The organism is Paenibacillus sp. FSL H8-0283 (genome assembly GCF_045040675.1).
Classification (GTDB): domain Bacteria; phylum Bacillota; class Bacilli; order Paenibacillales; family Paenibacillaceae; genus Paenibacillus; species Paenibacillus amylolyticus.
Map to the genome: position 1 here is coordinate 4,354,867 of NZ_CP150295.1, position 26,344 is coordinate 4,381,210.

General features: G+C 45.6%; 27 protein-coding genes and 1 other annotated feature. Of the genes, 1 reads left to right on the forward strand and 26 read right to left on the reverse strand.

The genetic code is table 11. The features are described from left to right. Window positions 1-12: 12 nt before the first annotated feature. Window positions 13-465 carry a hypothetical protein gene (locus MHI52_RS19410; protein WP_315372560.1) on the reverse strand — a complete coding sequence of 151 codons (453 nt, stop codon included), beginning with the start codon at window positions 463-465 and terminating at the stop codon, window positions 13-15. Further along, entirely contained in the window at window positions 462-1,055 is a 594-nt protein-coding gene (locus tag MHI52_RS19415; protein ID WP_036607728.1) for a CPBP family intramembrane glutamic endopeptidase, read from the reverse strand. Before MHI52_RS19415 ends, MHI52_RS19410 begins: the two co-directional genes overlap by 4 nt. Before the next feature lie 335 nt (window positions 1,056-1,390). Further along, window positions 1,391-1,621 (forward strand) — a binding site (T-box leader). 199 nt (window positions 1,622-1,820) lie between these two features. Here MHI52_RS19415 and serA point away from each other — a divergent pair. After that, complete coding sequence (gene serA / locus MHI52_RS19420) at window positions 1,821-3,416, forward strand: phosphoglycerate dehydrogenase (RefSeq protein ID WP_047843574.1); 1,596 nt, start codon at window positions 1,821-1,823, stop codon at window positions 3,414-3,416. A 198-nt stretch (window positions 3,417-3,614) separates the two neighbouring features. On the opposite strand, the gene MHI52_RS19425 is transcribed toward serA, so the two are convergent. From MHI52_RS19425 to MHI52_RS19540, 24 genes are all read right to left on the reverse strand, one after another. Next, complete coding sequence (locus MHI52_RS19425) at window positions 3,615-7,922, reverse strand: BclA C-terminal domain-containing protein (protein ID WP_405157482.1); 4,308 nt, start codon at window positions 7,920-7,922, stop codon at window positions 3,615-3,617. Window positions 7,923-8,116: 194 nt separating this feature from the next. Beyond that, entirely contained in the window at window positions 8,117-9,514 is a 1,398-nt protein-coding gene (locus MHI52_RS19430) for an ATP-binding protein (RefSeq protein WP_405157483.1), read from the reverse strand. Window positions 9,515-9,569: 55 nt separating this feature from the next. Then, complete coding sequence (locus MHI52_RS19435; RefSeq protein WP_036607918.1) at window positions 9,570-10,286, reverse strand: response regulator transcription factor; 717 nt, start codon at window positions 10,284-10,286, stop codon at window positions 9,570-9,572. Between the two features lie 139 nt (window positions 10,287-10,425). After that, a complete protein-coding gene (ccsA, locus tag MHI52_RS19440) occupies window positions 10,426-11,688 on the reverse strand; it encodes a cytochrome c biogenesis protein CcsA (protein ID WP_127550937.1) in 1,263 nt (420 codons plus the stop codon). Beyond that, window positions 11,685-13,358: a cytochrome c biogenesis protein ResB gene (locus MHI52_RS19445; RefSeq protein WP_127550939.1), complete on the reverse strand. Its 1,674-nt coding sequence runs from the start codon at window positions 13,356-13,358 to the stop codon at window positions 11,685-11,687. The genes ccsA and MHI52_RS19445 overlap by 4 nt, the downstream gene beginning before the upstream one ends. A 14-nt stretch (window positions 13,359-13,372) precedes the next feature. Then, on the reverse strand, window positions 13,373-13,900 hold the full coding sequence (locus MHI52_RS19450; RefSeq protein WP_017687661.1) for a redoxin family protein: 528 nt from the start codon (window positions 13,898-13,900) through the stop codon (window positions 13,373-13,375). A 134-nt stretch (window positions 13,901-14,034) separates the two neighbouring features. Further along, window positions 14,035-14,784 carry a pseudouridine synthase gene (locus MHI52_RS19455; protein ID WP_017687660.1) on the reverse strand — a complete coding sequence of 250 codons (750 nt, stop codon included), beginning with the start codon at window positions 14,782-14,784 and terminating at the stop codon, window positions 14,035-14,037. A gap of 196 nt (window positions 14,785-14,980) precedes the next feature. After that, window positions 14,981-15,799: a serine protease gene (locus MHI52_RS19460; RefSeq protein ID WP_405157484.1), complete on the reverse strand. Its 819-nt coding sequence runs from the start codon at window positions 15,797-15,799 to the stop codon at window positions 14,981-14,983. Between the two features lie 63 nt (window positions 15,800-15,862). Beyond that, window positions 15,863-16,396: a spore maturation protein gene (locus MHI52_RS19465; RefSeq protein ID WP_017687658.1), complete on the reverse strand. Its 534-nt coding sequence runs from the start codon at window positions 16,394-16,396 to the stop codon at window positions 15,863-15,865. A 6-nt stretch (window positions 16,397-16,402) separates the two neighbouring features. Next, a complete protein-coding gene (locus MHI52_RS19470; protein WP_036607746.1) occupies window positions 16,403-17,029 on the reverse strand; it encodes a nucleoside recognition domain-containing protein in 627 nt (208 codons plus the stop codon). Between the two features lie 31 nt (window positions 17,030-17,060). Beyond that, window positions 17,061-18,248: a D-alanyl-D-alanine carboxypeptidase family protein gene (locus MHI52_RS19475; protein ID WP_405157485.1), complete on the reverse strand. Its 1,188-nt coding sequence runs from the start codon at window positions 18,246-18,248 to the stop codon at window positions 17,061-17,063. 161 nt (window positions 18,249-18,409) lie between these two features. Next, entirely contained in the window at window positions 18,410-19,213 is an 804-nt protein-coding gene (locus MHI52_RS19480; RefSeq protein WP_315371738.1) for a sigma-70 family RNA polymerase sigma factor, read from the reverse strand. Between the two features lie 66 nt (window positions 19,214-19,279). Continuing rightward, the gene (locus MHI52_RS19485) at window positions 19,280-19,936 is read right to left on the reverse strand and encodes a lytic transglycosylase domain-containing protein (RefSeq protein WP_405157486.1); all 657 of its coding nucleotides are present in this window, start codon (window positions 19,934-19,936) and stop codon (window positions 19,280-19,282) included. A 63-nt stretch (window positions 19,937-19,999) separates the two neighbouring features. Beyond that, window positions 20,000-20,215: a hypothetical protein gene (locus MHI52_RS19490; RefSeq protein ID WP_340905622.1), complete on the reverse strand. Its 216-nt coding sequence runs from the start codon at window positions 20,213-20,215 to the stop codon at window positions 20,000-20,002. Then, window positions 20,212-20,586 carry a hypothetical protein gene (locus MHI52_RS19495; protein ID WP_282320899.1) on the reverse strand — a complete coding sequence of 125 codons (375 nt, stop codon included), beginning with the start codon at window positions 20,584-20,586 and terminating at the stop codon, window positions 20,212-20,214. The genes MHI52_RS19490 and MHI52_RS19495 overlap by 4 nt, the downstream gene beginning before the upstream one ends. Before the next feature lie 78 nt (window positions 20,587-20,664). Beyond that, window positions 20,665-21,021 (reverse strand): hypothetical protein, encoded by a 357-nt coding sequence (locus MHI52_RS19500; protein ID WP_253501445.1) that lies wholly within the window; start codon window positions 21,019-21,021, stop codon window positions 20,665-20,667. Between the two features lie 166 nt (window positions 21,022-21,187). Continuing rightward, the gene (locus tag MHI52_RS19505; RefSeq protein WP_051447053.1) at window positions 21,188-21,754 is read right to left on the reverse strand and encodes a sigma-70 family RNA polymerase sigma factor; all 567 of its coding nucleotides are present in this window, start codon (window positions 21,752-21,754) and stop codon (window positions 21,188-21,190) included. 597 nt (window positions 21,755-22,351) lie between these two features. Beyond that, entirely contained in the window at window positions 22,352-22,768 is a 417-nt protein-coding gene (locus tag MHI52_RS19510) for a Na-translocating system protein MpsC family protein (RefSeq protein ID WP_405157487.1), read from the reverse strand. A 234-nt stretch (window positions 22,769-23,002) separates the two neighbouring features. Further along, on the reverse strand, window positions 23,003-23,200 hold the full coding sequence (locus MHI52_RS19515) for a hypothetical protein (RefSeq protein ID WP_076251186.1): 198 nt from the start codon (window positions 23,198-23,200) through the stop codon (window positions 23,003-23,005). Further along, window positions 23,169-23,492, reverse strand: a complete 324-nt coding sequence (locus MHI52_RS19520) for a hypothetical protein (protein WP_405157488.1) — start codon at window positions 23,490-23,492, stop codon at window positions 23,169-23,171. The genes MHI52_RS19515 and MHI52_RS19520 overlap by 32 nt, the downstream gene beginning before the upstream one ends. A gap of 157 nt (window positions 23,493-23,649) precedes the next feature. Next, window positions 23,650-24,564 (reverse strand): hypothetical protein, encoded by a 915-nt coding sequence (locus MHI52_RS19525; RefSeq protein ID WP_405157489.1) that lies wholly within the window; start codon window positions 24,562-24,564, stop codon window positions 23,650-23,652. Window positions 24,565-24,579: 15 nt separating this feature from the next. After that, window positions 24,580-24,975 (reverse strand): hypothetical protein, encoded by a 396-nt coding sequence (locus tag MHI52_RS19530; RefSeq protein WP_405157490.1) that lies wholly within the window; start codon window positions 24,973-24,975, stop codon window positions 24,580-24,582. Continuing rightward, window positions 24,972-25,532, reverse strand: coding sequence for a hypothetical protein (locus tag MHI52_RS19535; protein WP_405157491.1), 561 nt, complete (start codon window positions 25,530-25,532; stop codon window positions 24,972-24,974). The genes MHI52_RS19530 and MHI52_RS19535 overlap by 4 nt, the downstream gene beginning before the upstream one ends. A gap of 13 nt (window positions 25,533-25,545) precedes the next feature. After that, entirely contained in the window at window positions 25,546-26,337 is a 792-nt protein-coding gene (locus MHI52_RS19540) for a hypothetical protein (RefSeq protein ID WP_405157492.1), read from the reverse strand. Window positions 26,338-26,344: the final 7 nt, after the last annotated feature.

Sequence of the window (26,344 nt, forward strand, 5' to 3'; positions counted from 1 at the left end):
CGAGTAAAAGCATTACCACGGCAAGGGAAGGAACGTATTGAGAGCGGGTGCCCCTTCAACCCCCCACCAAACCAAACTAATCGTTAACATGACAAAAATAAAAATGAGTGAATTGACAAACCTCTTGCTCAATTTTAACCGACGTGAAGGATGTAATTCTGTCCGTGTAGGAAGCGAACCCGCTTCGGGGATCGATTCTTCCGTTGTATTTGGCGTTTTCTTGGAGCGTGATGGTGCCCTTTGAGGAAGTACTGGACTTTCCAGTTTTTCTGTATAAGGCTTGCGCTGTGATCTAGGTAAAGAAACGGAAGTAATTGGTGTGATTCCGCCAACCTCAGCAGCTGCTGCCGTTTCAGCAACGATGCTTACTTGAGAAGCCACCTGACGCTCGGATTTCTCTTTTTTATCCGATTGACGATGGCGCTGACTGCCATATGTCTTCATTCTACTTAATGGCTGATTCATGATCCCCTCCGAAAACGTATCGCTAATCCGGACACCAAATCAATTATAAAGTGACATAATATAGGCGCCCATAATGTGCCGGACTGCAAGTAAATCCAACCTAATCCATAACTTGAGACAAACACCCAGCCTGTTGGAATCCAGTGGCGCAAATAACGAATATGGATAACTGCAAATAAAATACTTGTCCAGTAAGGACCGATGGCATGTTGGATGGCTCCACGGAATAATAATTCCTCACACACAGCAACAATGGCTGCTATACATACAATGTGCCAGATCGGACGCCCACGGAACAGCATCTCGTTAATTCCACCGTCATCCATGCTTTCCTGAGGTATAACATACGACAGTACCAAGTCCATAACAAGCATTATTCCTGCAAGACCCAGACCCCACCATATAAATTGGTAATTGTCAGGCCATGCGAGTACATCTAACAAGTTTCGTTTCTGCAATAAGATCCATACAACTCCGATAATCAGTGTCAGACCTTGTGTAAAGTATAGATTGATTAAAAGCAAACGCTCGGTAAGCTGCTGTGGCTCAGCCTTCTGAATCTTGAACTTGGGAAACTTGAATTTTTTCATCGGATGCGTCTGTCCTCTTGAGTTAAATTTGATGGATAACAATTACGTTGTCCAATCGGATAGTATACTAAATGATAGCCAAAAAACCAATTAGGTTCAAGACCTGCCCCAAGTCCTGGTTATATGTCCGTGCCATTACTTCATTAAAGCAGTAAAATTCAGTTCACCAAACAGCTTACTTTCCATCTTCTTGTGATAGGTATATTAACTATTGTATTACTTATGGTGACTCTGTTTATGTGTGAATCTAAAGACATCTGCAAAACATTTTAAAACATTTAAGCCTATTGACATGCTCATGTCAGCCATGATACATTATGAAAAAATTAGTCACGTTAAACACGATGATGGAAAAAAGACGTTGCTTCGTCTTACAGAGAGCCGATGGTAGGTGTGAATCGGTGGCAGGCAAATGGTCTTGAGCGCTCCTGAGTTATTGCATTGAAATTGGAGTAGGTGCAATCGGTTTAGACCCGTTATCCTCTTCGGTCTTCATTGACCGCTAAGACTGTCGTTGCGAAACGGCGGTGAATTAGGGTGGTACCACGACAACTCTCGTCCCTTATTGCGCAAGCAGTATGTGGATTGAGAGTTTTTTGATTTATTTTAAAGGATATCTGTGGGATCACTCTATTTGCTTCACCTTCCCCCTCTGTTGCGACACCGCGTTGTTGGGCGGAAGAATCAACCTGGTTTTAAGGAATACCTCTTCGCTGAGGTCAGACCTTGACGATATAGATACACATACCTAAGGAGGAAGAAACCATGTACAAAGTGTTAGTGTCGGACCCAATCAGTGATCTGGGGATCCAGCAACTGGTGGATGCAAATGATGTTGTTGTTGAGAAGAAAACCGGTCTTAGTGAAGATGAACTTGTTGCCATTATTGGTGATTATGATGCCCTCTTGGTTCGCAGCCAGACTCGTGTTACAGATCGTATTATGACGGCTGGTACCAACCTTAAGGTGATCGGACGTGCAGGTGTTGGTGTAGATAACATTGATCTGGAAGCTGCTACACAGCGCGGTATCATCGTTATTAATGCACCTGATGGCAATACCATCACAACCTGTGAGCACACGTTTGCCATGATGATGGCATTGGCACGACACATTCCTCAGGCATATGCCAAGACTATTCAGGGTACGTGGGATCGTAAAACCTTCCTGGGTGTGGAATTAAGAAATAAAACGCTCGGTGTACTGGGTATGGGACGGATCGGTAGTGAAGTTGCCAAGCGCGCCAAAGCATTTGGAATGGACATTCTTGCTTACGACCCGTTCCTCACGGAGGAGCGTGCCGAGAAGCTGCAAGTGAAGCTGGCTAGTGTAGATGATATCATTCGCAATGCGGACTTCATGACCGTTCACACGCCATTAACACCGGAAACACGGCATATGATTTCACGTCCACAATTCGAAGTGATGAAAAAAGGCATGCGTATCATCAACTGTGCTCGTGGTGGAGTTGTAGATGAGATGGCACTTGTCGAAGCCATTGATCAAGGTATTGTTGCTGGTGCAGCATTTGACGTATTCGAAAGCGAGCCGCCAGCCGCTGATCACCCGTTCCTGAATCACCCAAGCATTATCGTTACGCCTCACCTTGGTGCGTCCACAGTAGAAGCACAAGAGAACGTGGCTATCGATGTATCGGAACAAGTTCTTCATATTCTGCGCAATGAACCGTTCAAGAACGCAGTTAACATGCCTGCTGTTGCACCAACCGTGATGAACAAATTGCAACCGTATTTCAAACTGGGTGAAACGTTGGGTAGTTTTGCAGCACAGATTACACAAAATGCAGTGCAGGAGATTCGGATCGACTATGCTGGTGAACTTTCTGAAGTAGATACTTCTCCTCTCACTCGTTACATTGTGAAAGGGATTCTCGCCAGACATTTGGGTGGGGAAGCCAACATCGTTAACTCCATGCATCTGGCCAAAATCCGTGATCTGAATGTGGTTGTAAGCCAAACCTCAACAACTAAAGGATTTACTAACCTGATTACCGTAACATTGGTTACAACTCAGGATGCTGAGGAACGTCGTGTAGCAGGTACATTGCTTGCAGGTTATGGAGAACGTATTGTTCGTCTGGACAAATTCCCGGTAGATATCGCTCCGGAAAGTCATCAAATTTTGATCTCCCACAACGATAAACCAGGTATTATCGGACGTGTAGGAACCCTGCTTGGACAAAACGATGTCAACATCGCATCCATGCAGGTTGGACGTAAAATTATTGGTGGTGCAGCGATCATGATTCTGACCGTAGATAAAGCTGTTCCAAAAGATGTGCTTGTGCAGCTTGCTGCGCTGCCTGAAATCAATACTGCTGTTGAAATTGTTCTGGAATAATCAAATATATTTTTAAATGTATAAGGAAAGACGGGACCCTAGTGGTTCCCGTCTTTTTTTCGTGTACCCGCTGAAATATCGGTGATGAAGCTTGCAAACAAAAATATTTGTGGAAATGGAAAAGGGGTGCCCCTCACCCCTATATGAAATTCGCTTTTTTTGCCCACTGGGAAATAGTCTTAATACGAAATCGAACTATTAACTTAACTGAATAATGTTTAGTGTAGACCCCGGAGGAGACAGAACGGCTGCGCCAACAAGCCCGAATAATTGTAACTGTATTGTAGAACCAGCGGTAACGGTAACCATAAAGTCAGACTGCAGCTGACTGAGAGAAAGTACTGGAGATACTACACTCGCTGGAATTGCTGCACCGTTAAGTAAAACCCGAGATTGGATAGCAAGTGCAGCTGTCAGATTTATTTTGTATGAGATATAGTAACGACCTGCATTGGTCAGTGTGAAGGTGTCATTAGCCCCATTGACGGTTATACCTGTGCCAATATTTTGGTTATTCGGTAATGGAACAAGTGTACCACCCAATATTACAACAATTGTACCATTAGTGTTCTCAGCAAAAGCCGAATTAGATGTTACAGATGTTCCGGTTGCACCGGTAACTCCTGTACTTCCGGTTACGCCGACTCCCGTTGCTCCCGTTATACCTGTGGCTCCTGTTCCCCCAGTCGCACCAGTCGCACCAGTTACTCCAGTACTTCCTGTTATGCCCACTCCCGTGGCTCCAGTTACACCAGTGACACCAGTAAACCCAGTGCTTCCCGTTATGCCGACTCCTGTTGCTCCCGTTATACCTGTCGCTCCGGTTTCACCAGTGACACCAGTTGCTCCGGTACTTCCCGTTACGCCGACTCCCGTTGCTCCCGTTATACCTGTCGCTCCGGTTTCACCAGTGACACCAGTTGCTCCGGTACTTCCCGTTACGCCGACTCCCGTTGCTCCTGTTATACCTGTGGCTCCGGTTTCCCCCGTCGCACCAGTTGCCCCGGTGCTCCCCGTTACGCTGATTCCCGTTGCTCCCGTTATACCTGTCGCTCCGGTTTCCCCCGTAACACCAGTTGCTCCGGTACTTCCCGTTACGCCTACTCCCGTGGCGCCCGTTATACCTGTTGCTCCGGTTTCACCAGTGACACCAGAAACTCCGGTACTTCCTGTTACGCCGACTCCTGTGGCTCCTGTTATACCTGTGACTCCTGTTCCACCCGTGACACCAGTTGCTCCGGTACTTCCCGTTACGCCCACTCCCGTTGCACCGGTTATACCTGTGACTCCGGTCTCCCCCGTGACACCAGTTGCTCCGGTACTTCCGGTTATGCCGACTCCCGTTGCTCCTGTCACACCTGTTACGCTTACTCCCGTTGCGCCAGTCAATCCCGTTACGCCTGTTGCTCCTGTTTCCCCTGTAGCACCAGTACTACCTGTTACACTTACTCCTGTGGCTCCTGTGATCCCCGTCGCCCCAGTCAACCCTGCAACACCAGTCGCTCCTGTTTCACCAGTTGCCCCGGTTCCTCCAGTTACTCCTGTTGATCCTGTTACGCTTAGTCCCGTGGCTCCTGTAATTCCCGTCGCCCCGGTCAACCCTGCAACACCGGTCGCTCCTGTTTCACCAGTTACTCCGGTTGATCCCGTTACGCTTAGTCCCGTGGCTCCTGTAATTCCCGTCGCCCCGGTTAACCCTGTAAGACCTGTCGCTCCTGTTTCACCAGTTGCCCCGGTTCCTCCAGTTACTCCTGTTGATCCCGTTACGCTTAGTCCCGTGGCTCCTGTAATTCCCGTCGCCCCGGTCAACCCTGCAACACCGGTCGCTCCTGTTTCACCAGTTGCCCCGGTTCCTCCAGTTACTCCTGTTGATCCCGTTACGCTTAGTCCCGTGGCTCCTGTAATTCCTGTCGCCCCGGTTAACCCTGTAAGACCAGTCGCTCCTGTCACTCCGGTACTTCCCGTTACTCCAACACCAGTTGCACCCGTCACACCTGTTGCTCCTACGCCAGCAAGCAACGTGTAATCTGGTGAAGTCCCCGGCGTTCCCGTTGGTGATGCTACATTTGCAATATACGTACTGCCATTGAACGTTACAACCTGACCCGCTGGATATGTCGGGGCTACAGCTGGATCGAATGGCACAATACCACTTAAACCTACACCTGTCGCTCCTGTTTCGCCGGATGCTCCGGTACTTCCTGTTACTCCAACACCAGTTGCACCCGTCACACCCGTTGCTCCTGCGCCCGCAAGCAATGTGTAATCCGGTGAAGTCCCCGGCGTTCCGGTTGGCGATGCCACATTTGCAATATACGTACTACCGTTAAACGTTACGACTTGACCTGTAGGATACGTCGGGGCTACGGCTGGATCAAATGGTACAATGCCACTTAAACCTACACCGGTCGCTCCCGTGACCCCTGATGCCCCTGTAACTCCGGTACTTCCCGTTACTCCAACTCCAGTTGCACCTGTCACACCCGTTGCTCCCGCGCCAGCAAGCAACGTGTAATCCGGCGATGTGCCCGGCGTTCCGGTTGGCGATGCGACATTAGTTATATACGTACTGCCGTTGAACGTTACTACTTGACCCGCTGGATACGTTGGGGCTACGGCTGGATCAAATGGTACAATGCCACTCAAACCTACGCCTGTCGCTCCTGTTTCACCAGTTGCCCCAGTTCCTCCAGTTACTCCTGTTGATCCCGTTACGCTTAATCCCGTGGCTCCTGTAATTCCCGTCGCCCCAGTCAACCCTGTAAGACCAGTCGCTCCTGTCACTCCGGTACTTCCCGTTACTCCAACACCAGTTGCACCCGTCACACCTGTTGCTCCTGCGCCAGCAAGCAACGTGTAATCTGGTGAAGTCCCCGGCGTTCCGGTTGGTGACGCCACATTCGCGATATACGTACTGCCGTTGAACGTTACAACCTGACCCGATGGATACGTCGGGGCTACGGCTGGATCGAATGGTACAATGCCACTTAAACCTACGCCTGTCGCTCCCGTTACTCCTGATGCCCCTGTGACTCCGGTACTTCCGGTTACTCCAACACCAGTTGCACCGGTCACACCTGTCGCTCCTGCGCCCGCAAGCAATGTGTAATCCGGTGAAGTCCCCGGCGTTCCGGTTGGTGATGCCACATTTGCAATATACGTACTGCCGTTGAACGTTACAACCTGACCCGATGGATACGTCGGGGCTACGGCTGGATCAAATGGCACTATACCACTTAAACCTACGCCTGTCGCTCCTGTTACGCCGGATGCTCCGGTACTTCCGGTCACTCCAACGCCAGTTGCACCCGTCACACCCGTTGCTCCCGCGCCAGCAAGCAACGTGTAATCTGGCGATGTGCCCGGCGTTCCGGTTGGCGAAGCGACATTTGTAATGTAAGTACTGTCACCAAACGTGACGATCTGTCCAGCTGGATATGTTGGGGCTAATGTGGGATCGAATGGCACGATGCCACTTAATCCTGCACCTGTGGCTCCAGTTGCACCAGTCGCCCCCGCAGCAGCGATTAATGTGTAATCCGATGAAGATCCTGGTGTTCCTAGAGGACCAGCTACACTCGTAATGTAAGTACTATCGTTATACGTAATGACTTGACCTGCTGGATAACCCGGGGCGAGCGCTGGATTAAATGCCACGGCTCCTGTCAAACCAGCTCCGGTTGCTCCCGTTACTCCAGTCGTTCCTCCCGACAGCAAAAGAGTGTAGTCTGGAGAACTTCCGGGTGTACCCAAGGGACCGTTTACATTGGCAACATAAAGACTACCCTCGTAGCTCACTACTTGACCTTGAGCATATGTCGGCCCAAGCGCAGGGTCAAAAGCCGTAATATTGTTCAAGCCCACACCAGGTGCTCCTGCCGGACCCTGTGCTCCCTGGGGACCAACTGGGCCAACCGGTCCTACTGGTCCAATTCCTCCTGGTGTGCCAGTAGCCCCTTTCACTCCAGGGACTCCTGGGACACCTGGTACCCCCGGGACTCCTGGCACTCCCTGTGGGCCGGCTGGTCCGGTAATCCCTCCAGTTCCAAGAGTTGTCGTCGCCCGGCTTAGCGAAATGGAGATCGATCGAATTAATCCCACAAGTTTATCTTTTTCTGCAGGTGGTACTTCAAGAAGCAGCGTCACACTTAACAAGTCATCCAGTAAGTTTTGCAAGTTACCTGCGAGATTAATAAGAGGAACAGGAACAACCTCTGAACCTGCAATCGTTAATTCCAATACGGCTTGTAATTCTGCCTTTACTCCGGCACGAAATCCGGATTGATTTACAAAAGTAAGTAACTGGCGTAATCCATTCTGTAATGACAGTATATTGGCTGAAGTCGGCTGACTAATTGCAGCAGGAATAGCCACAGCCAAAGAACGCAGTATGGATTCAAACTGCTCCAGTTCGCTTGTGGTTATTGGAATAAACGGAGAGCCTGCTCTAAAAGATCTGCCTTCCAGGAAAGCTTTAATATTGACCCTTTTTCGATCATCGGACATGCTTAACTCAATCCTCCTCTATCTTGCTTGCTTTTCAAGCTTATGTCACATAGGAAGGAAAATTATCTTGGACACTCTTTTTAATCAAAAAAAGACCATTCTTGTTCCACGTTGAACAAGATTAAACGGTAGTCTTCAACAAAAAAACACCCTCCATAAGAGGGTGTTTCCGCACTTTTTGTATGAAATTCAGGCTATTTTGATGAATCCAAGGGGAATTGCAAAATAAACTCTGTCCCTTCGCCAAGCACACTATTGACAGTAATCATGCCTTGATGCGCATCAACAATATTTTTCACAATCGCTAAACCAAGCCCCGTACCTACACTTTCTCCCCGAACACGAGCCTTGTCTGCTTTGTAGAATCGTTCGAAAATAAATGGCAAGTCGGATGAAGGGATACCTACTCCCTGATCCTTCACAGAAACTCTGACAAATGGAGCACGAAGATAAGTGACCCGCTCGGCTGAGATCATTACATTTTTGCCAGTAGGTGTATGTCTGAACGCATTATCCAGCAAATTCGTAAATACTTGCTCAAGTCGATCCTCATCTGCCTGTTGAAGTTCAATGGTTGGTTGTTCGAACTTAAATTGCAGTTGAATTCCCTGTTCTTTTGAACGCACAGAGAACTTCCGATATACACGTTCAAGTAGTTCTCCGAGGTCAACTTCCTTCATCACCATGTCCGTGTGTCCAGCTTCCATCCGCGCAAGATCAAGCAAGTCTTTAACCAGTCTGCCCATCCGGAGAGACTCATCATGAATGACCTGGATCAGTTCTTCGCTCTCTTCCGGTGAGGTTGCCATGCCGTCCAAAAGGGCTTCACTGTAGCCTTGCATCATGGATAGCGGAGTTCGTATCTCATGAGATACGTTAGCCACGAAATCACGCCGCATTTTCTCCAGTCGCACTTCTTCTGTTACATCTCTTAAAACAGCCACAGCCCCTCTGACAACACTGTCAGCATACAACGGTGCCATCTGAACAGACCAGACACCTTGCTGTACGTGAACATTGGAGTTCTGGTCCCCGCCTTGCTCCATCACCATTTTGAACAAAGGAAGAAGGGGCTCAGGTACATCACGCGAAGTCTTGTCAGACTGCTCGGATTCTTGTCCTTCGTCCATTTTTGCCCAATCGAGATCATACCATGCCTGCATGATCTTCTCTCCTGGCGGATTCGTCAGAATAACTTTGCCTTCACCATCAAATGTAACCACCGCATCGGTCATGCTGCGAAGCACACTCGCCAAATGTTCCTTCTCATGGTTAAGGTTTCGAATATTATCTTCCAGTTGGGCAGCCATATGATTAAATGTGTTGGCAAGTTCACCAATCTCATCACTCGTTACCAGGGAGAGACGTGTTCCGTAGTTCCCTTTGCGAATCGCATTGGCTGCCTGAATCAATTGCTGCATGGGCTGCGTTATTTTAGTGAATAGAAACAATGCAAAAAACGTGGTTAAACTGAATCCGATAATACAGATATAGGTGAACAACCGCTTAATATCTCTGGATTCGGATTCTGCAAAGTTCGTATCAATGTAGGGCAGCAAAAAAAGACCCAGCGCTATAAGTACACAACCCACAAGGCAGATAATAGTGATCCATAACTTCCCGACCAGTGATCTCCAGAAACTAAAACTACTTCGGTACTTCCAGTTTATAACCCACACCCCACACCGTCGTAATCATGGCCGCCGATTCAGGCGATACCTTGTTAAGTTTCTCGCGAAGACGCTTCACGTGCGTATCCACGGTACGAAGATCGCCAAAGAATTCGTAATTCCATACATCTTTGAGCAATTCTTCTCTGGAGAAAACTTTGTCGGGAGATGTTGCCAGGTAGTGCAGCAATTCATATTCTTTTGGTGTAAGACTAATCTCTTCGCCACCAGCGGTTACCCGGTGGGCATCATGCTCAATAACCAGATGCGGGAACACGATGTTGTTACTCGAATTGCTCTCCTTGGAGAGATAAGCTGTCGCGGAAGCTCGACGCAAAATCGCTTTGACGCGATAAATCACTTCACGCGGGCTGAATGGTTTTACAACATAATCATCAGCGCCAACTTCGAAGCCTTGAACCCGGTTAATCTCTTCACCTTTTGCAGTGAGCATCAAAACCGGCGTTGATTTCACCTGACGAAGACGGGTACACACTTCAACTCCATCCATACCCGGCAACATCACATCAAGCAAAATCAGCCCGTAGTCCCCTGCTGTTGCTTTACGCAGTGCAGTTTCCCCATCCTCAGCTTCATCGATTTCATAACCTTCTTTTTCAAGATACATTTTCAAAAGCCTGCGGATTCTCTCTTCGTCATCCACGACCAGTATACGATTCTCATGTTCAGCCATGCCTCTCCAGCCCCTTTGCAATAACTCCTCATCACTTCTATTATGTTCGATCTGGCGAACAATATTTGAATACCCTTCAATAAATAGGTACGTTTGTATTTCCCGCTTCTAAACTCAACCTTTACAATACGAGTCTGTCCTAGTCCGCTCCAGCATAAGAATGTAATCCGGCAATGACCAGATTCACTCCAACCAGCGTAAACATGACCACCAGGAAGCCAAGAACTGCAAGCCATGCAGACTTCTGACCTTGCCAACCTCTGGATAAACGCAAATGCAGATACACACTATAATATAGCCATGTAATCAATGCCCACACCTCTTTGGGGTCCCAACCCCAAAAGCGACTCCAGGCAATCTGAGCCCAGATCATGGCAAAAATTAATGCTCCCAGCGTAAATATCGGAAAACCAATGGCAATCGCGCGATAACTTATCTCATCCAGATCATCGGCATCGATTCCATCCATCATTGGCTGTAATGCTTGTCCAAGTGGTCTGCGCACAAGAAGTCGTACAATTCCATACAGGATCAGACCTACAATAAGTGACCAAACCACCGTATTCAGCTTGCGCCCGGCATTTACCCCGTTCATCCAGGAAGGCGTCTCAAGTAAAGGTTTTTTCATGCCAAGAAACGGTGTCATGCTCTCCACTTCGCTATTATATGGTGCAAAAATCGGAGGCATGCGATAAATCACTTTCTCTATTGTACTATTTTCCTGTACCTCTGTGTCAATGCTGACCGTTTTCTGTACAAAAACCGCCTCGTAACCAGCTGTACGAAAGGCAAATACCGTTCCGATGAATCCGATGACTACAACGATCGTAACCAGGGTGAATTCAACCCATCCTCGTTGACGTCTTGAAGATTTGTCTTTACCACTGAAATCAACAGTACGGAGCAAATACATGAACCCTGCGGCAAAACCCACGGCGAAGAATGCTTCACCAAGCGCGGCCAACGTCACGTGAATTTTCAGCCAGATGGACTGAAGTGCAGGGATTAATGGTTGTACCTCCTGAGGAAATACAGCGGCGTACGCCATAATAATAATGGTAAGTGGTAACGCAAACAAACCCAGTAATGACTTGCGGTATATGGCATATACAACAATAAATGCAACCATAATCATCATGGACAGAAAAGACATGAACTCATACATGTTACTAACCGGGATATGACCTGCCCCAGCCCATCGGGTTACAAAAAATACGATATGTGCCGCCAAGGCGACAGTCGAAGCGATAAAAGCTCTTTTACCCCAACGATTCATATGGTCCAGAGGATCACGATTACTCCATTTTTTGCCCATGACCGCGACAGCATATAACAAGAATGCAGCACAATAGAGAAAGAAAGATACGATAAATGCGTCGCTGCTGAAATCCAATAAACTCATGCCTGATTCCCCCCGTTATCCAACGACTTCTCTTCCACTTCCAGATTCATCTGTTTCAAGACGGCCGCAACTTCACGCCTGAAGCCAAACCAGTTTTTGTTGGTATGTCCACCCAATGTGAGCTGTTTATCATCAAAACGAATCCAGATGCGGCGATGATGCCAATAAAAACCCATGACCAGACCCAACATAACAATACCGGCTCCTACCCACACAAAAGGCATTGCCTTGTCCACTCTTATATTGAGATAACTTACGGACTGAATAATATCGACCTTGTCCATGCTGTCTACTTCCAGCTGTAAAGGAATCTCAGCTCCAATCAGCTGTTGGTTAATTGCATCCTGTTGAAACCGTTGTTTATCAATCTGCTTCGCAAAGTACAGATATTGTATCCCCTCTTCGGGCAGATCCGGTCCCTTGATGAGAAAGAGAAAAGCAGGTGCATTAGGTGAAGGTGATTTTGATTTGGGCTGACCATTCTCATCCAATCCAAAGTCCATAAACTTTTCTTTTACCGTGAGCTTATAAGGACCAGCTTCAAATGTTCTTTGGGTATCTACCATATCGATCTTAATTGGCCCATATACTTCACCCGTCTCTGTATTGACCAGATCAGGCGTTACGGAACGAATGGTCGGTGTTAGATCATAATCAAACTGATATGCTTTCAGACCGTTATAATTCAATGGATGATTCACGCGTACATCATGTCTGGCCACCTCAGCTAACTGAGGTTTCTTCGAGAGATCCGAACAATCTGCTGTACATTCATACAAAACAACTTTTGTTTCGAACAGTTTTGGAACGGTCTTATTCAGGTTACGGAATTGCTCGGGTACTTCGTCCTCACTGTAGAATTCAACATTAAACTGTTCATTTTGCAGATACATCGATGTATTCGGGATCTTTTTGATCTCACCTTCAGGAAAAGCGACGTGCTCGTCCAAATTCAGACCTGGAAGACCTCGTGCGAGCACCGCCAGCAAAAATATAATGAGTCCAATATGGATGACATATGGGCCCCATCGACTGAATCGCTGTTTCTCGGCGAGTAATGCATCCCCCTGAGTGTGCACGCGGTATCCTTTCTTTTTCAACGGCGTAACCGCTTTCTTAATCCAGTCTTCTGGTGCCTCTTCGATGGTACCTTGGTACACGAGACGCTGTCTTGTCAAAAATTGCGTATGCTTACGTATTCTCTGTTTATTCAGTGCTTTGTAGAGCGGTAGGACGCGATCCAGACTGCATATCACCAATGATGCCCCAATCAGCACCAGCAGTAGAATAAACCACCAGGATTCGTATGTATGGGATAAACCCAACAGATAATAGATATGACCCAATTGACCGTATGTTTCTTTGTAATACACGGAAGGATCAATATTCAAGAACGTACTTTCTTGCGGATAGATTGTACCAAGCATAGAACCTACAAGCGTGAAAACAATCATATAGACGGCAATTTTGACGGATGAAAAAAAGTTCCATATGCGGTCAATGATGTTGGGATTACTACGCTGTGAACGGCGCGCCATGCCATCATAACGCATTTCCAGCACTTCATCCGATTTAGCTTCAGACTCCAGTAACGGTTTTCCACATGCTTCACATAGTACAGTGCCAACCGGATTCTGGTGTCCGCACTCACATTTGGTATTTTGGAACACGAATAGACCTCCTGTCAGGGCTGCTTCGCCAGTTGCGAAATTTGAGCGTCAAGTGTGTCCAAATCAAGTTGCCCGATATGAATGGTAGAGATTTTGCCCGTGTCGGATACAAAAAATGTCGTTGGCATCGGAGAGATCCCGAAATCACGAACCGAGTTTTTCTCCCTGTCAAGCATGATTGGAAACGTAACCCCAACCTGCCGTACAAAATTATCCACGGTCATCTGGTCTTCTCCAACATTAATTCCGACAAATTGTACTCCCTGGTCCTTCCATTTGTCAGCTTGCGCCTGAAGTGCAGGCATTTCTTTAACACAAGGTTCACACCACGTGCCCCAGAAATTGATCACCATTGCTTTTCCTTTGTACTCATCAGACGTATGAACTTGACCATCCAGGCCCAGCAGTTCAAAAGAAGGAGACTTGTCCCCTTCCTTTGGCTTGCCATTCGAGCCGGATACCGATGTGGTAATCGCATATCCGCCCAACACCAGGATCAATAACAAAATGACGATTTGCACCGTTCTTCTTGATTTGCCCATGTGCTGCTCCCCTTTTAAGTGACTGTAGCATTCGCATCTTATTGGTCTAAGACAACTGTGAACATCCTATGAACAATTATAGCGAATTTCGTCACAAAACTGCGGCGGTTTTATGAAAATTATGTGTCCTCACATTACCTTTTTTTCATTTTTTTGGCTGGTTCTGATTGTGCGAGGGTAATCAGGTTGTTGACTTCCTCTTTGGTCAGATTGCGTGTCAGACCACGTTTCAGGTTTTGTAGCAAAATACCACCAAACGAAATCCGTTTCAGACGAGTTACCGGATGGTTGATTGCCTCGAACATACGTCTAACCTGACGGTTACGTCCTTCATAGATCGTAATGGAAATGATCGACTCATTGGCCGCTGTATCCACATCTTTGTACTCTACCTCTGCAGGAGCAGTCATGCCGTCATCCAGCATAATGCCTGTCTTTAATTTCTCCAGAGCTGTACCATGCGGCACACCTTTAACCGTTGCATGATACGTTTTGGGTACGTGATGCTTCGGATGCGTCAGCAAATGTGCAAACTCACCATCATTGGTAAGGATCAATAAGCCCTCTGTGTCATAATCCAGACGACCTACAGGATATACGCGTTCCTTGACACCTTTCAGGTAGTCGGATACAATTTTCCGACCTTCCGGGTCAGATGCACTTGTGATTACACCTTTTGGCTTGTTCAACATCAAGTACACTTTTTTCTCACTGCGGATCGGTTTTCCATTAACCGTAATCATATCCTCTTCGGGGTTCGCTTTTGTACCCAGTTCGGTTACGACCTCCCCGTTAACTTCTACTTTGCCGGACAGGATTAGTTCCTCGCTCTTGCGGCGGGATGCAATGCCTGCCTGTGCGATAATTTTTTGTAATCTTTCCATGTTTGTCATGTCACCTCACACTAATGATACCCATCACGCAAGGAAATCACAAGGATAATCCAAGGATTTTGTAAACTGGCGACACGAATATGCATTTTAGACTACCTTCCCCTGGAGATCGCCGCAAAAAAAAGCCTACCTTTACACGACCTGTTGAACACAGATGGTGTAAAGATAAGCCTTTTCCTCAAATCATTTAATTGGAAACTTTGCCGGCAACTGCAACCTGTTTTTTGGCAGGTTTGGTACTCTCTTTAATGAAAGTCTGCAATGTCTTGGAAGTAATATAATAGGTACGTCCACCGTACACAAATGTCATCATACCAATTACCCGGTTGTTCTGATCCAGAACAGGGCCACCTGAATTACCTTGTGCCATGGATTTCACAATACTGCCGATTCCCTTTTTACCTGGAACGTCCAAAGCTTTGGAACTAAACACTCTGCTTTTGGCTATCGTATTGAAGGTTGAAGGAAAATCTTCATCCAGGATGACAAGATCACCAGCAGGATTTTTGGGGAATCCAATCGTATAAACAACCTGGTTATCCCTTGCATTTGCAAACGTGACCGGTTGGGCGTCTATTTCCTTGTCCAGCTTCAGCAGTGCCATATCTGTCACCGGGTCTGTCTTAATAATTTTTGCCTTTACAGGCTTACCCAAGGAACCCGGACTCGCAACAGTCAGTGTACCTTCATCACCATCAGACAGTTCAGCAAAACTCTGAACGACATGATAATTCGTGAGTACTTCATCCTTCGAGATCAATATTGAGGTACCAACATCATAATATACCATATCGGGTTCATCCTGCTTGACCAAACGTACATTCACGACTGGAAAAGAATCCGCTGTGACTGCCATTTGTGCACGCAGCTGTTTATCGAAGTAACCTGTAAAATGTATCGTCTGAACGGCTTGAGCTGCCGCCAGCCCCGTTGACCCTGCGAGCATTGCAATAGCAAGCACGCCTGACATTCCGACACGGAGCATTCGTTTCCAACTCTTCTGCATGTCTCACTCTCCTCCGCTATTATTCTAGCATATCTAATATATCGGAAGGAAAGGAGATATCTTTTAACCAAAAACGAGCAAACAAATGGCGAGGGCAGCAATAAAACCAACGACATCGGAAAACAACCCTACTTTGAGTGCATATCGACCGTTACGTATGCCTACAGCCCCAAAATAAACAGTCAGCACATATAACGTGGTGTCTGTACTCCCCTGAATCGTAGATGCCATACGTCCAATCATGGAGTCAGGGCCATGGGTTTTGATCAGATCGGTTGTAAACGCCAGAGAGCCTGTCCCCGTTAAAGGACGCAGTATTCCGAGTGGTAACACTTCGCCCGGAACACCCATCCAGGACACCAGCGGAGCAAACAGACTAATCACAAAATCCAGTGCACCCGAGGCACGAAATACGCTGATTGCGACCATCATGCCCACGAGATGTGGAATAATACTGATTGCAGTGGAGAAACCATCCTTGGCCCCATCAACAAAGGATTCGTAAACCGGGACCTTTTTGGTAAACGCATATAATGGAACAAACGCGATAATAACCGGGATGGCCCAGACGGAAATCCAGTTGATGAAGGTTAACAAAGGTGCTCATCCTTTCATGCCGGGATTGCCACTTTTCTGTATGCGCGGCGGTTTGTGTAAAGCCCTGTTTCGATACCAGCGATCGGCGATTATAGCAGCAAGTGTAGCGATAATGGTAGCCATCAATGTTGTTCCCACAATCTCTGTTGCATTGGCGGAATGATAGTTTAAGCGGATGGCGATCAGCGTTGTCGGAATAATGGTAATGCTAGCCGTATTCAGAGCCAGTAAGGTGCACATCGCAGGAGAAGCGGTTTGTTTGTCCGGATTAAGCTCCTGCAGCTGTTGCATGGCTTTGATTCCCATCGGTGTAGCCGCATTTCCTAGTCCCAGCAAATTGGCACTCATATTGGAGAGAATATAACCCATCGCCGGATGATTTTTGGGCACATCGGGGAACAGGAAGCCCACAACCGGACCGAGCAGCTTGGCAATCCGAGCCAGGAGACCCGCATCTTCAGCCATTTTCATCATGCCCATCCAGAACACAAGCACACTAATCAGTCCAAAACAGACCGTGACTCCCGTTGCCGCCCCATCAAAAGCGGCTTGCGTGACCACTTCGATATTGCCGTTGACGGCTGCAAAAACAAATCCGATTAAAATCATGAGTAGCCAAATTAGATTAATCATGGATTATATCCTCCCTTCAATGGCGATTTAGCTAAGGAGACAACAGGTGGCTTAACACGGCACGCCATGCAGTTGCCCAGGAAGAGACATCACCGATTCCACCCAGCGTTGCATCTTCTGTCTTCGGTTCAGGAGGAATATAACTGCCTTTGCGATACACGGGAATTGAGCCCACAAGTTTGCCGTCAAGTTGCATATCAATGCGCCCTGCCAATCCAAACGAAGGATCTTTCGATTGTTCCTTGCCTTCCGTTTCCGACTGTCCTCTATTTTCGTGTAGTATCAATTTCTTGGTCAATGAACCTTCTTCACTTTTAGCCAGTGGGTACCAGAATCCCCGGCCCGTAACAACATCTGTATTTTGCACAGGCTGTTCTTGCTTGGCGACCTCTACTAACGGGAAGTACTCAAAACCGAAATCTAGCATCCGAGCATGATCGTTCCAATCGTTTCCGTCGTTCAGCGTTACTGCGGCGAGCTGCTGTCCGTTACGTGTAGCGGAACTGACCAAACATCTGAAAGCTTTTTTTGTGTAGCCGGTTTTCACTCCATCCGCACCTTCATACATCCGCAACATTTTATTTTTATTGTGCCAAGAGTATTCCCAGCTTTCATTGGGGTTCGGTGCGGATTTGTCCTCCGTGGCTACGATGCGTTTGAACACCGGATTGTGCAATGCATATGCCGTTAATCGTGCCAAGTCGTTAGCTGTTGAATAGTGACCTTCTGCATCCAGTCCATGAGGGTTCATAAAATGAGAATGCGTCAGACCGATTTGCTCCGCCTTTTTGTTCATTAACAGGACAAAGCCTTCTTCCGATCCACCGACATGTTCTGCGATCGCAGAGGCCGCGTCATTGCCTGAACGGAGCATGAGCCCGTACAACATGTTTTCAAGCGTCATCTCTTCACCTAACTTGAGATAGAGAGAAGATCCTTCTTTGGCAAAAGCCGTGGGAGACACTTTCACTTTATCATCCAGCTTGCTGTGTTCGATCGCTACGATCGCTGTCATGATTTTAGTCAAGCTGGCAATTCGCAGTTCTTTATCCCCGTCCTTGCTGTATAAGATCCTGCCTGATGTGACATCAATGAGAGCAGCGCTTTGCGCATGTGTAGACGGACCTTGAATCGTTGCCTGGGCTTGAGTTGCCCCTAATGAAGACAGCAAGAAGACAGGGATAAGCATGCATGCAATGACTTTCGTTATTTTTCGCATCAATTCATTCCTCCGGGTCACTTGGAATCTTGTACTATCTTATGTCCGGACAACTTGGAGTATGTCCCATAGGGCAAAAACAGCAAAAATCCCTCACGCTTGGACGCGGGAGGGACGTTATGTATGAGACATTAATAAGATATGAAGTGCTTAGACGACAATCAAGCCTGATCCTTTTTATCCAGCATTTTAGCTACTTTTCGCATAATTCTAGAGACTCTCATCTGGCTAATGTCTTCCATATCTGCGGTCTGGGTTTGATTAAACCCTTCAACACGATGCTTCAGTACAGTCACTTCTTTCTCACTAAGCTTGCGCTTGACCGAATCAATAACCGCATCAACGTATAACTTGTCCAGAATATCTTCTTCAATATTCTCCCCGCTATAGATGGTATCCATCAACGTCACGGATTGAGTTTGTTGATCATCAGCACCTACAGGCTCATCCAGGTATTTCACACCTTTACCCACTTGAAGTGCTTTATTGATCTTCTCTTCTTCCTCATCAAGCAACAATGCGATTTCATGTGCTGGTGGGAGGTAGCCCATATCGTGCTCAAGTCGATTGATTCGGTTAATTAATTCCGTAGCTGTGCGAGTTGGACGAATAATGCTTGCACTATCTCTCAGAAAACATCTGATTTCTCTGACAATCGCAGTAACACTAAACGAACTGAATTTTACGCCACGTCCCGTATCAAATGCTTTAACCGCTTTGATGAATCCCAGACGGCCCAGTTGAAGAATATCATCCTTCTCCACACAATGATTCTTAATAATCATTTCAGGTTTTCCAATATACTTATGAACGGAATGCCATATCAGGTTCTCATTGACCAGAATACAATCCCCGAGGAAATGCTCATCGAGCTTACAACGTTCAATATTTTCTACGTCATCCATTGTGTAATGCTTCTTGTCTGCCTGCAAATTCGTGCTAATATGTTCTGGAAATTTTCCCATTTGGATCTCCCTATGTAAAATTGATAAACGGTCTTATAGTATTCAAATTCTATTGTTAAATGATGTTTAATGACCTTTTTCGATTATTTGAAGCATCTTGTTATGATGTTCCTTCACTTGATTGTAGTACCAGGGGCGAGCCTTTCCCTTATTTACATTGCCCTCCCCCTGATTGTACGCAATAATTGCCGTACGAAGATTTCCGTCGTACTTATCCATAAGATATTCCAAGTATATAATGCTTGTTCTGATATTCGTTTCAGGCTGAAGTAGCTCCTGTTTACTCACTCCAAACGATTTCGCTGTGCTTGGAAGAATCTGAAGTAAACCAATCGCTCCATGGGATGATACACTTACCTCTAACATCCGGCTCTCTTGCCACATCATAGCCAGAATCCAGACGGAATCGATATCCGTATCCTTCGAATATTGAACTACCCACCTTACATACTTCAGCAGCTTTGCCCGGCTCACTGTTTTCTCATGGTGGAGTTCTATATACTGCTCAAGCATATCCGTCATTTGTATGTGCGTAGGAGCAACCAATGCATCTTTAACTTGTTTTCCCTGCTTTTCTTGCTTTTCTTGCTTTTCTTGCTTCTCTTGTTTTTCTTGCTTCATTGGTTTTACTGGCTTTACCTGCTCTGCTTCCGTTGCTTGGTATTGTGAAACTAACACCACCACCGCAACAACAATACCTATTACTCTTTCTAAAGTGAGCAACAGATTCGCCCACCTCCTTACTGAAAGCCTCTATATTATAGAAGGAATAATCTCATACATAAGTTAGGATTGGTCTTGTTCACTTGGCTGATATACAATGATTGCGGCATATTCCAACGTGTTACTGGATGGATCAACGGTGGAGGTAAACTCCAGTCCGGTAACGAACGTGTGCGGCTTGGATAACATCCATGCGTTGATTAATTCTTCCACACCTGCAGCGCTAGCGGACACAAACGTTTTTACAGCTAAATCCGAAGCGTAGTTTAACACTTTCATTGCTCTTCACCCGATGACTCTTGTTCCTCTTCCTTTTTCTCTTCAATGAGTTGATTAAACTCCTCTTCGGTCAGTTCATGAATCTCCAATTCGTAAGCACTTGTCAGAATGTACCCCATACCATCCGTTAAATGAACGTTATAAAATGTTTGTAGTTCTTCATGAAAGGTACCCTCTTCGTAGTTGAATCCAATAACGGCTTTTTCGTAACCAGCTACACGACCAGCAAACCATACGTTGGCTTTTGTTGTTGCGCCGGTTGGCGTCTGGATTTCATGCATATTGGTCGGCGCGTGGATATACTTTCCAATCATACTGGCTACGATTTCTTCCGTTAATTTATCATCTTTTGCTTTGATCATATGTGTCATTGAATTATTCCTCCATTAGTTAAAGTCTCGCGAATATTCTTGCCCTTACATTCTCTATACGTGTTATCGGAGCGGCAGTTAAATTGGAGCCGCAGATGAAGGATTGGTTCCGCTGCTTAGGACCATATAGTTCGTCCGCATATGGTGTACAGCCACGTCCAGATCAGCCACTCGTTTGGAGACAAAATCTTCGATGACAGGCTCCAATGGCCTGAAACCTACAGCCAAGATCGGTTTTTTATGTATATACGCATGATGCATGATCACAATATCAGTAGAGGTCAAATAATCCATATCCAGATTAACCAAGACAGCATCAGCCTGTACCACTACTTTCTCAATGATCAAGGTATACTCCCTGTTGCTTAAATCAGAAGCTGTCGAAGAATCATGACTTGCCCAAGCGATATCCGAATACCCCTCTAGACGTTCCACAGAAAATCCTAAAACCACCACACTAAGCATCCTTGTTCCGCCTTTCTTTCTGTACTAATCTCTCTATACGACATAAAAAAGCACCCAGTTAAGGGTGCTCTCTCTGTTCTATGTAGGTTACTGAATCTATCTTCATCAAACTTAGGCTATTAATTGCCACTTATGACTACAATGCTTCGTATTTCTCACGAATCGCTTTCCATAACTGGGATATCCGTGCCTTGGATACACCTAGCATTCCTGCAATCTCTACAAATTCATACCCCGAAGTCCGAAGCTTAAAGATTTGTTTCTCACGTTCGTTCAGCCTCATATTTTCCATAATATCTGTTACAAACTCAAAGTTCTCATAAGCAAACCCAGCATGACCAAGCGCTAATGCGATGTCTGAGCTTTCCGATTCATCGCCACCACCCTGATCCGTGCACATGATCTGTACAGCGTTAACCACACTGAGATTTTTCTCAGACATACACTTGCGGTACATGTCCTTGATTTTATTTTCGATAAGATGATCAACAAACGTCGACATTTTGGCCTTTTCTGCATCATACTTGTCCAGGGAATTAACTAATTTGATCATAATCTCCTGGGTCACATCCTCTTTCTCCATCCCGGCAAACGTTTTACCTCTAAGTTTGTGACGACACTTCTCCTGAGCTTTATTCAGGAACATGTCTATATCCCCAATCTCAAATAAATCATCAAAACCCATAGCAGTTGTAGCAGACATTATTCATTTCCCCCATTAACTATTTAATTATCAGTAATCGTATTCTTTCTTCACAATCTATTCGCTATCCAGCATGATCTTACTCTACATTCCCGCTTTTGCTCCCGAAATCTCATATACCATATGTAGTCTTGTTACACACAATTGAAGCTAATAAGCCTAATTACATACAAACGATCAAGAAATCTCCCTTTGATCCGCCTCCCCATTCCCATCCTATTACATTCAGAATAACAAATACGAACTAGTGTTCGCAACATTTATTTATTTCGTTCGCTTATATGCCTTTTACTGACTATATACGAAGTATACGGTGAAAGGTAAAGTAGCATTTTTTACAAACAAAAAGACCAACACAGAGCGCACCACTGGAAAATACCAAAATGGTGGAATGTGTCGGTCTTGGTCAGACATCTATTTCGTCCCAATTACCGAAGATATGGCCTTCAAGTTCTTTAACAAGGTTATAGGCTTCGTCAAGATTATTAATCTATTTGATCGCCATAAGGATAGTATAAGGAAATATGTAGGATATTGTCAACGACAAAATTTGGTTCCTAAGAACCTGTCCAGCATTCAAACGTTAGTTCATAGGTCTTAAGGCATGTTGATCTCATCATTTTTCAGCAGCACTTCAACATCCTTGTTCATCTTGAAGACTGTAATCTGCTCTGCAAAATCATGACCAAAAAATGTTGTTTCGATGTCTTCGATCTTCAGACCCATGTTGATATAGGAGAAAACGGGGTTGAAATCTTCTCTCATCATATGTGCTAGCTTCATCTTGTATTCGGCGAAAATTTGACTTGAGTGTGATTGCATATGTTCCAGCATGAATGCTTCAGGCTTGGTGAATTTTGCTGTAAACTTTAAGATGATAAAATGATTCATGATATAGACTCTGGTATCTACCGGCCCGCGCTCAGTAAAATCTTTTCTTATTCTGGATGCCAACTTTGCGAGCTCTCTTTCCAAGTCTTTTATCTCAATGTCCCATCCCTCCTTGCCAATCATCCTGACCCCTTCTACTGCCCCTGAACATATGAATTCAACCTAGTTTAATCAAAACTGCTTGTACAAGACAAGTTTCAATGGATGCATTAAATCATGTCACTCTCAACTTTTCATGAAAAAGGAATAGACCCCAGAACTAGGCTTGGGGTATATCACTTTATTAACTATATTTTATAATTATTCAAATAAATTAGAAGTTGGTGCTGAAAAGCTAACATTAGTTAGCTTATACGCTTAATTTATCATTTCATTGGTGAGCTCTATTTTGAGCAGGCTAAACGCAACCAGGTTCAAAACGACATTGGCACCGTAGTCTCTTTCGATCAAATCGAACGCTTCTTCCGTTGCTCCAACCAGATCCTCCTTATCCGAGGTCATCTCCGTAGTGACAATTTCCTCATCATTCAGTGCAAAGGTCAGCCTGTACAGCATCTGTATTCCCCTCCTTAGAGGTCAATTCAATATTTCGCACATCAGTAAGATCAATGATATGAACCACATCGTCTATATCTTCCAACGTGATCGATTTCCCCTCGTTCTTGTGTTTGGTGAAAAGTCGGCGATATTCTTGCTTAACCTCATCCGAAGTTAACGGGATTTCGCGTACGACCTTATCCGAATCTTTCTCTTTCTGTTGTAATCTAGGATTATCTTCCATCCAGTTCACCGTTTTTTTCTTCCCACTTCCCTTGAAATAGAAATGAGCAGTAAGTTCAATATTCATCGTACACTACCTCCCGGAATAATTACGTTCTCATACTACTTTCTCTATACGTCTTGATCAGCTAATTGTTAATGCTAATCTTCAATGCAGATGTGGGAAATACAAATTATTTTTATTGTTAAAAGGAAAAAAGGACAGCATATGCTATCCTTCCGTATTAGTATTTCTTAACCGCTATACGATTGCCGTATGAGTCATATATATATTGGAAGTTAGTTTGAACAGGTGTTGTTCCCAACCTGGTGATGGACTTGGCCACCAATCTTCCCTCTTCATCATACTGATAGATGACATCAACCAAAGTAGGAAGCTGCACGAAGTCTAGACCATCATATCGATATATCTCACCAATCGAAATGACCAAGAAGGAATCATCCTGTGCATAACCTTCTGGAGAAGCCGGCATGGTAAGTACAGGTTCTCTAACAAGCTGCTCGGTGTAGTTGTCTGTAACGACTTGTCGAATAACTCTTCCCTGATTGTCAAAAGCAAAATATGTAACCACATCCGTATAATCTACCAAATCGCTGATCGATTCCCACGGATCAATGACATTCAGGCGTTTTCGTTCACCCCAAGTCATGCTCACATGGGTTTCTCCATCGCTGATCATATCGGCACTGTGTGTGTCAGGATGTGTGTAATGATTGGCCTCAAGCTCGATGTTGGACAACTTTTCACGTTCGTTCAGAGTCATGATAACGTTATGACTTCCATCTGTTAACATATCAGCACTGTGTGTATCAGGGTGGTTATAGATCACCGTTTTGGTACCATTAAGATTAATCGTTCCATTCTCAGGATGGTTCGAAACTCGATCACCACCCACCTTTACATATTTCCCACCGCTGTATGTATAGGTCGTTGATTCATTTTGATTGCTTGAGTCTTGGCGTACCAGATATAATCTTCCTGCTTCACCTACGGTTGGAAGTTCTGTTTTTAGTCTGACCGAGACCACGTTTCCTACTGACACTGCGTCCAGCCTGCCATCAAGTGAGGCATAAGAATCCCTGGCTTGTTTAACTTCACGTTCTACTTTGGCAGCTTTGCTGTATGAAACAATATCCATGTGGTGGTCCTCCTCTCACCTTGTAGTCAAACCAACGACCTCAATATCGAAGTTGGCCACATCTGTACCCAGATTTTTTAAAGACAAGTGAAGTGTTGAAGTCCCATCTAGGTCCTCATATGGCAAATCGATCATATCGTAAATCCCTTCCATAAAATTTCCCGTCGAGTATTGGGCATTGTTGAAATAGAGAACCTCTGGATGTGGACCCGCACTGTTCAAAACATGAACTTCCACATTCGTCTCTCTGGACGGAATGACCCTAATCGTTTTGATCATGAATCGAGGATGTTCCATGGGAATATCAATCATTGCCTTCGCCCCACCGCCAACATACTCTACTCTTTGGGCAAACGATACCGGCAATAGCACTTTTCTCATCTCCTCCATCAGTTTCCATGTCCTGTTCAAGAGCCTTCCCTCCTTCTAGGAGTATGTGTATCCGGATACCGTCGTGGACGAATATGACTATCAGATGTGTTGCCACTTCCGCTGTAGGACCAATCCCCCCACGTTTTCCCCACTAACCCAGCCTGCTGGACAGGAATCTTGACCTTAATACACCAATCGAGCCCCGCATAATTTTGTTTCACTTTGAGGCCTCTTATGGTATCACGAATTAAACCTACTCCACTGGACTGGGTCAAAAATTTATGCTTGAGTATCATATTCTTTTCATTAGGAACTCCCACTCTGGTTCGTGGCCCATAAATATATTTATCCGTAACGTATCCAATCAATTGATCATTATGGTTGTCCAGCATCCTCCATGTACCCCAACGGTAGATGTCAATTAATTCAGCCGTAGTGGATAACGTTCCTAATGAATAGACTATTTCCTTACCTTCGATGGTTAACGGAACAGCATCAAGATCGTATCCAATGCCATGGAGAACTGCCGCCTTACTCTGGGTATAGAGAGAACCGCTCTCGGCGGTCCCTACAACTTTCCCTTGATGTATAGCCATGTCCATCACCACCTTAATTCATCAGGACAGCAACCGTAGCGCCTGATAAGAAGCTCTGTCCACCAATCGACAGCGAGTATACCTTATATGTTTTAGTGCCCACTTTGATCTCATCTCCATGGGAAACCCCGGCAGAAGGTACCGCATAGATATCAATAAGCTCTCCCCTAGGACCTTCCACACCATTACACATAATAACCGGAGCAAGATGATAAAGAGACCCCCACCCTGGATTAACAGGAAGCATGGCAGAGTAGGCATCATAAATGTTATTCACCATCTGTTTATCTTTATCACGCAACGTCCGGATACCATTATCCCCATTGTAGCTGAGGCCAACACTCAAACTCGAGGAATCTGTCTCTGTGGCATACCTGTTCAGAATTCCGAAGTAACCCAGATTGGATATACCGGTAACCGAGTTCACATCCCCCTGCAAATAAATAATAATCCGGTTTGGTTGTACTGAAACTTGGTAATCGATTAATAGATTCGTATCAACGGCACTCGTATGACATAGGAAGTCCTTTTTCACTTCGGCTCTGCCCAAAGGAATACTACCATCTGTTGCCATCACATCTTCAGCCACACTCACGGTCAATTTATTTCCCGTAGTTTCCTTCGTGTTTCCAACCTCAAGTCTGAAGAACAGTTTATCTGAACCCGTTGTGCCCACCGATTTAAGCACGATCACACTCGCTGTCTCGTAAAAAATGGACCAGGGAGATCCCGCAATCGTTTTAAAGCCTTGAACAATATTTGCAAATAATTCATTCATCTTAACTTTGCCTGTGAAATTAGCCATCCCTCAT

Bases quoted from the DNA above. Each gene is read 5' to 3' on its own strand.
- MHI52_RS19480 (WP_315371738.1), bottom strand. From the start codon at position 19,213: ATGGGAAAATTTCCAGAACATATTAGCACGAATTTGCAGGCAGACAAG.
- MHI52_RS19415 (WP_036607728.1), bottom strand. From the start codon at position 1,055: ATGAAAAAATTCAAGTTTCCCAAGTTCAAGATTCAGAAGGCTGAGCCA.
- MHI52_RS19460 (WP_405157484.1), bottom strand. From the start codon at position 15,799: ATGCAGAAGAGTTGGAAACGAATGCTCCGTGTCGGAATGTCAGGCGTG.
- MHI52_RS19425 (WP_405157482.1), bottom strand. From the start codon at position 7,922: ATGTCCGATGATCGAAAAAGGGTCAATATTAAAGCTTTCCTGGAAGGC.
- MHI52_RS19505 (WP_051447053.1), bottom strand. From the start codon at position 21,754: ATGTCTGCTACAACTGCTATGGGTTTTGATGATTTATTTGAGATTGGG.
- MHI52_RS19495 (WP_282320899.1), bottom strand. From the start codon at position 20,586: ATGACACATATGATCAAAGCAAAAGATGATAAATTAACGGAAGAAATC.
- MHI52_RS19475 (WP_405157485.1), bottom strand. From the start codon at position 18,248: ATGCGAAAAATAACGAAAGTCATTGCATGCATGCTTATCCCTGTCTTC.
- MHI52_RS19510 (WP_405157487.1), bottom strand. From the start codon at position 22,768: ATGATTGGCAAGGAGGGATGGGACATTGAGATAAAAGACTTGGAAAGA.
- MHI52_RS19520 (WP_405157488.1), bottom strand. From the start codon at position 23,492: ATGAATATTGAACTTACTGCTCATTTCTATTTCAAGGGAAGTGGGAAG.
- MHI52_RS19470 (WP_036607746.1), bottom strand. From the start codon at position 17,029: ATGATTAATCTAATTTGGCTACTCATGATTTTAATCGGATTTGTTTTT.
- MHI52_RS19410 (WP_315372560.1), bottom strand. From the start codon at position 465: ATGAATCAGCCATTAAGTAGAATGAAGACATATGGCAGTCAGCGCCAT.
- MHI52_RS19525 (WP_405157489.1), bottom strand. From the start codon at position 24,564: ATGGATATTGTTTCATACAGCAAAGCTGCCAAAGTAGAACGTGAAGTT.
- MHI52_RS19435 (WP_036607918.1), bottom strand. From the start codon at position 10,286: ATGGCTGAACATGAGAATCGTATACTGGTCGTGGATGACGAAGAGAGA.
- serA (WP_047843574.1), top strand. From the start codon at position 1,821: ATGTACAAAGTGTTAGTGTCGGACCCAATCAGTGATCTGGGGATCCAG.
- MHI52_RS19490 (WP_340905622.1), bottom strand. From the start codon at position 20,215: ATGAAAGTGTTAAACTACGCTTCGGATTTAGCTGTAAAAACGTTTGTG.
- MHI52_RS19450 (WP_017687661.1), bottom strand. From the start codon at position 13,900: ATGGGCAAATCAAGAAGAACGGTGCAAATCGTCATTTTGTTATTGATC.
- ccsA (WP_127550937.1), bottom strand. From the start codon at position 11,688: ATGAGTTTATTGGATTTCAGCAGCGACGCATTTATCGTATCTTTCTTT.
- MHI52_RS19540 (WP_405157492.1), bottom strand. From the start codon at position 26,337: ATGGCTAATTTCACAGGCAAAGTTAAGATGAATGAATTATTTGCAAAT.
- MHI52_RS19535 (WP_405157491.1), bottom strand. From the start codon at position 25,532: ATGGCTATACATCAAGGGAAAGTTGTAGGGACCGCCGAGAGCGGTTCT.
- MHI52_RS19455 (WP_017687660.1), bottom strand. From the start codon at position 14,784: ATGGAAAGATTACAAAAAATTATCGCACAGGCAGGCATTGCATCCCGC.
- MHI52_RS19515 (WP_076251186.1), bottom strand. From the start codon at position 23,200: ATGCTGTACAGGCTGACCTTTGCACTGAATGATGAGGAAATTGTCACT.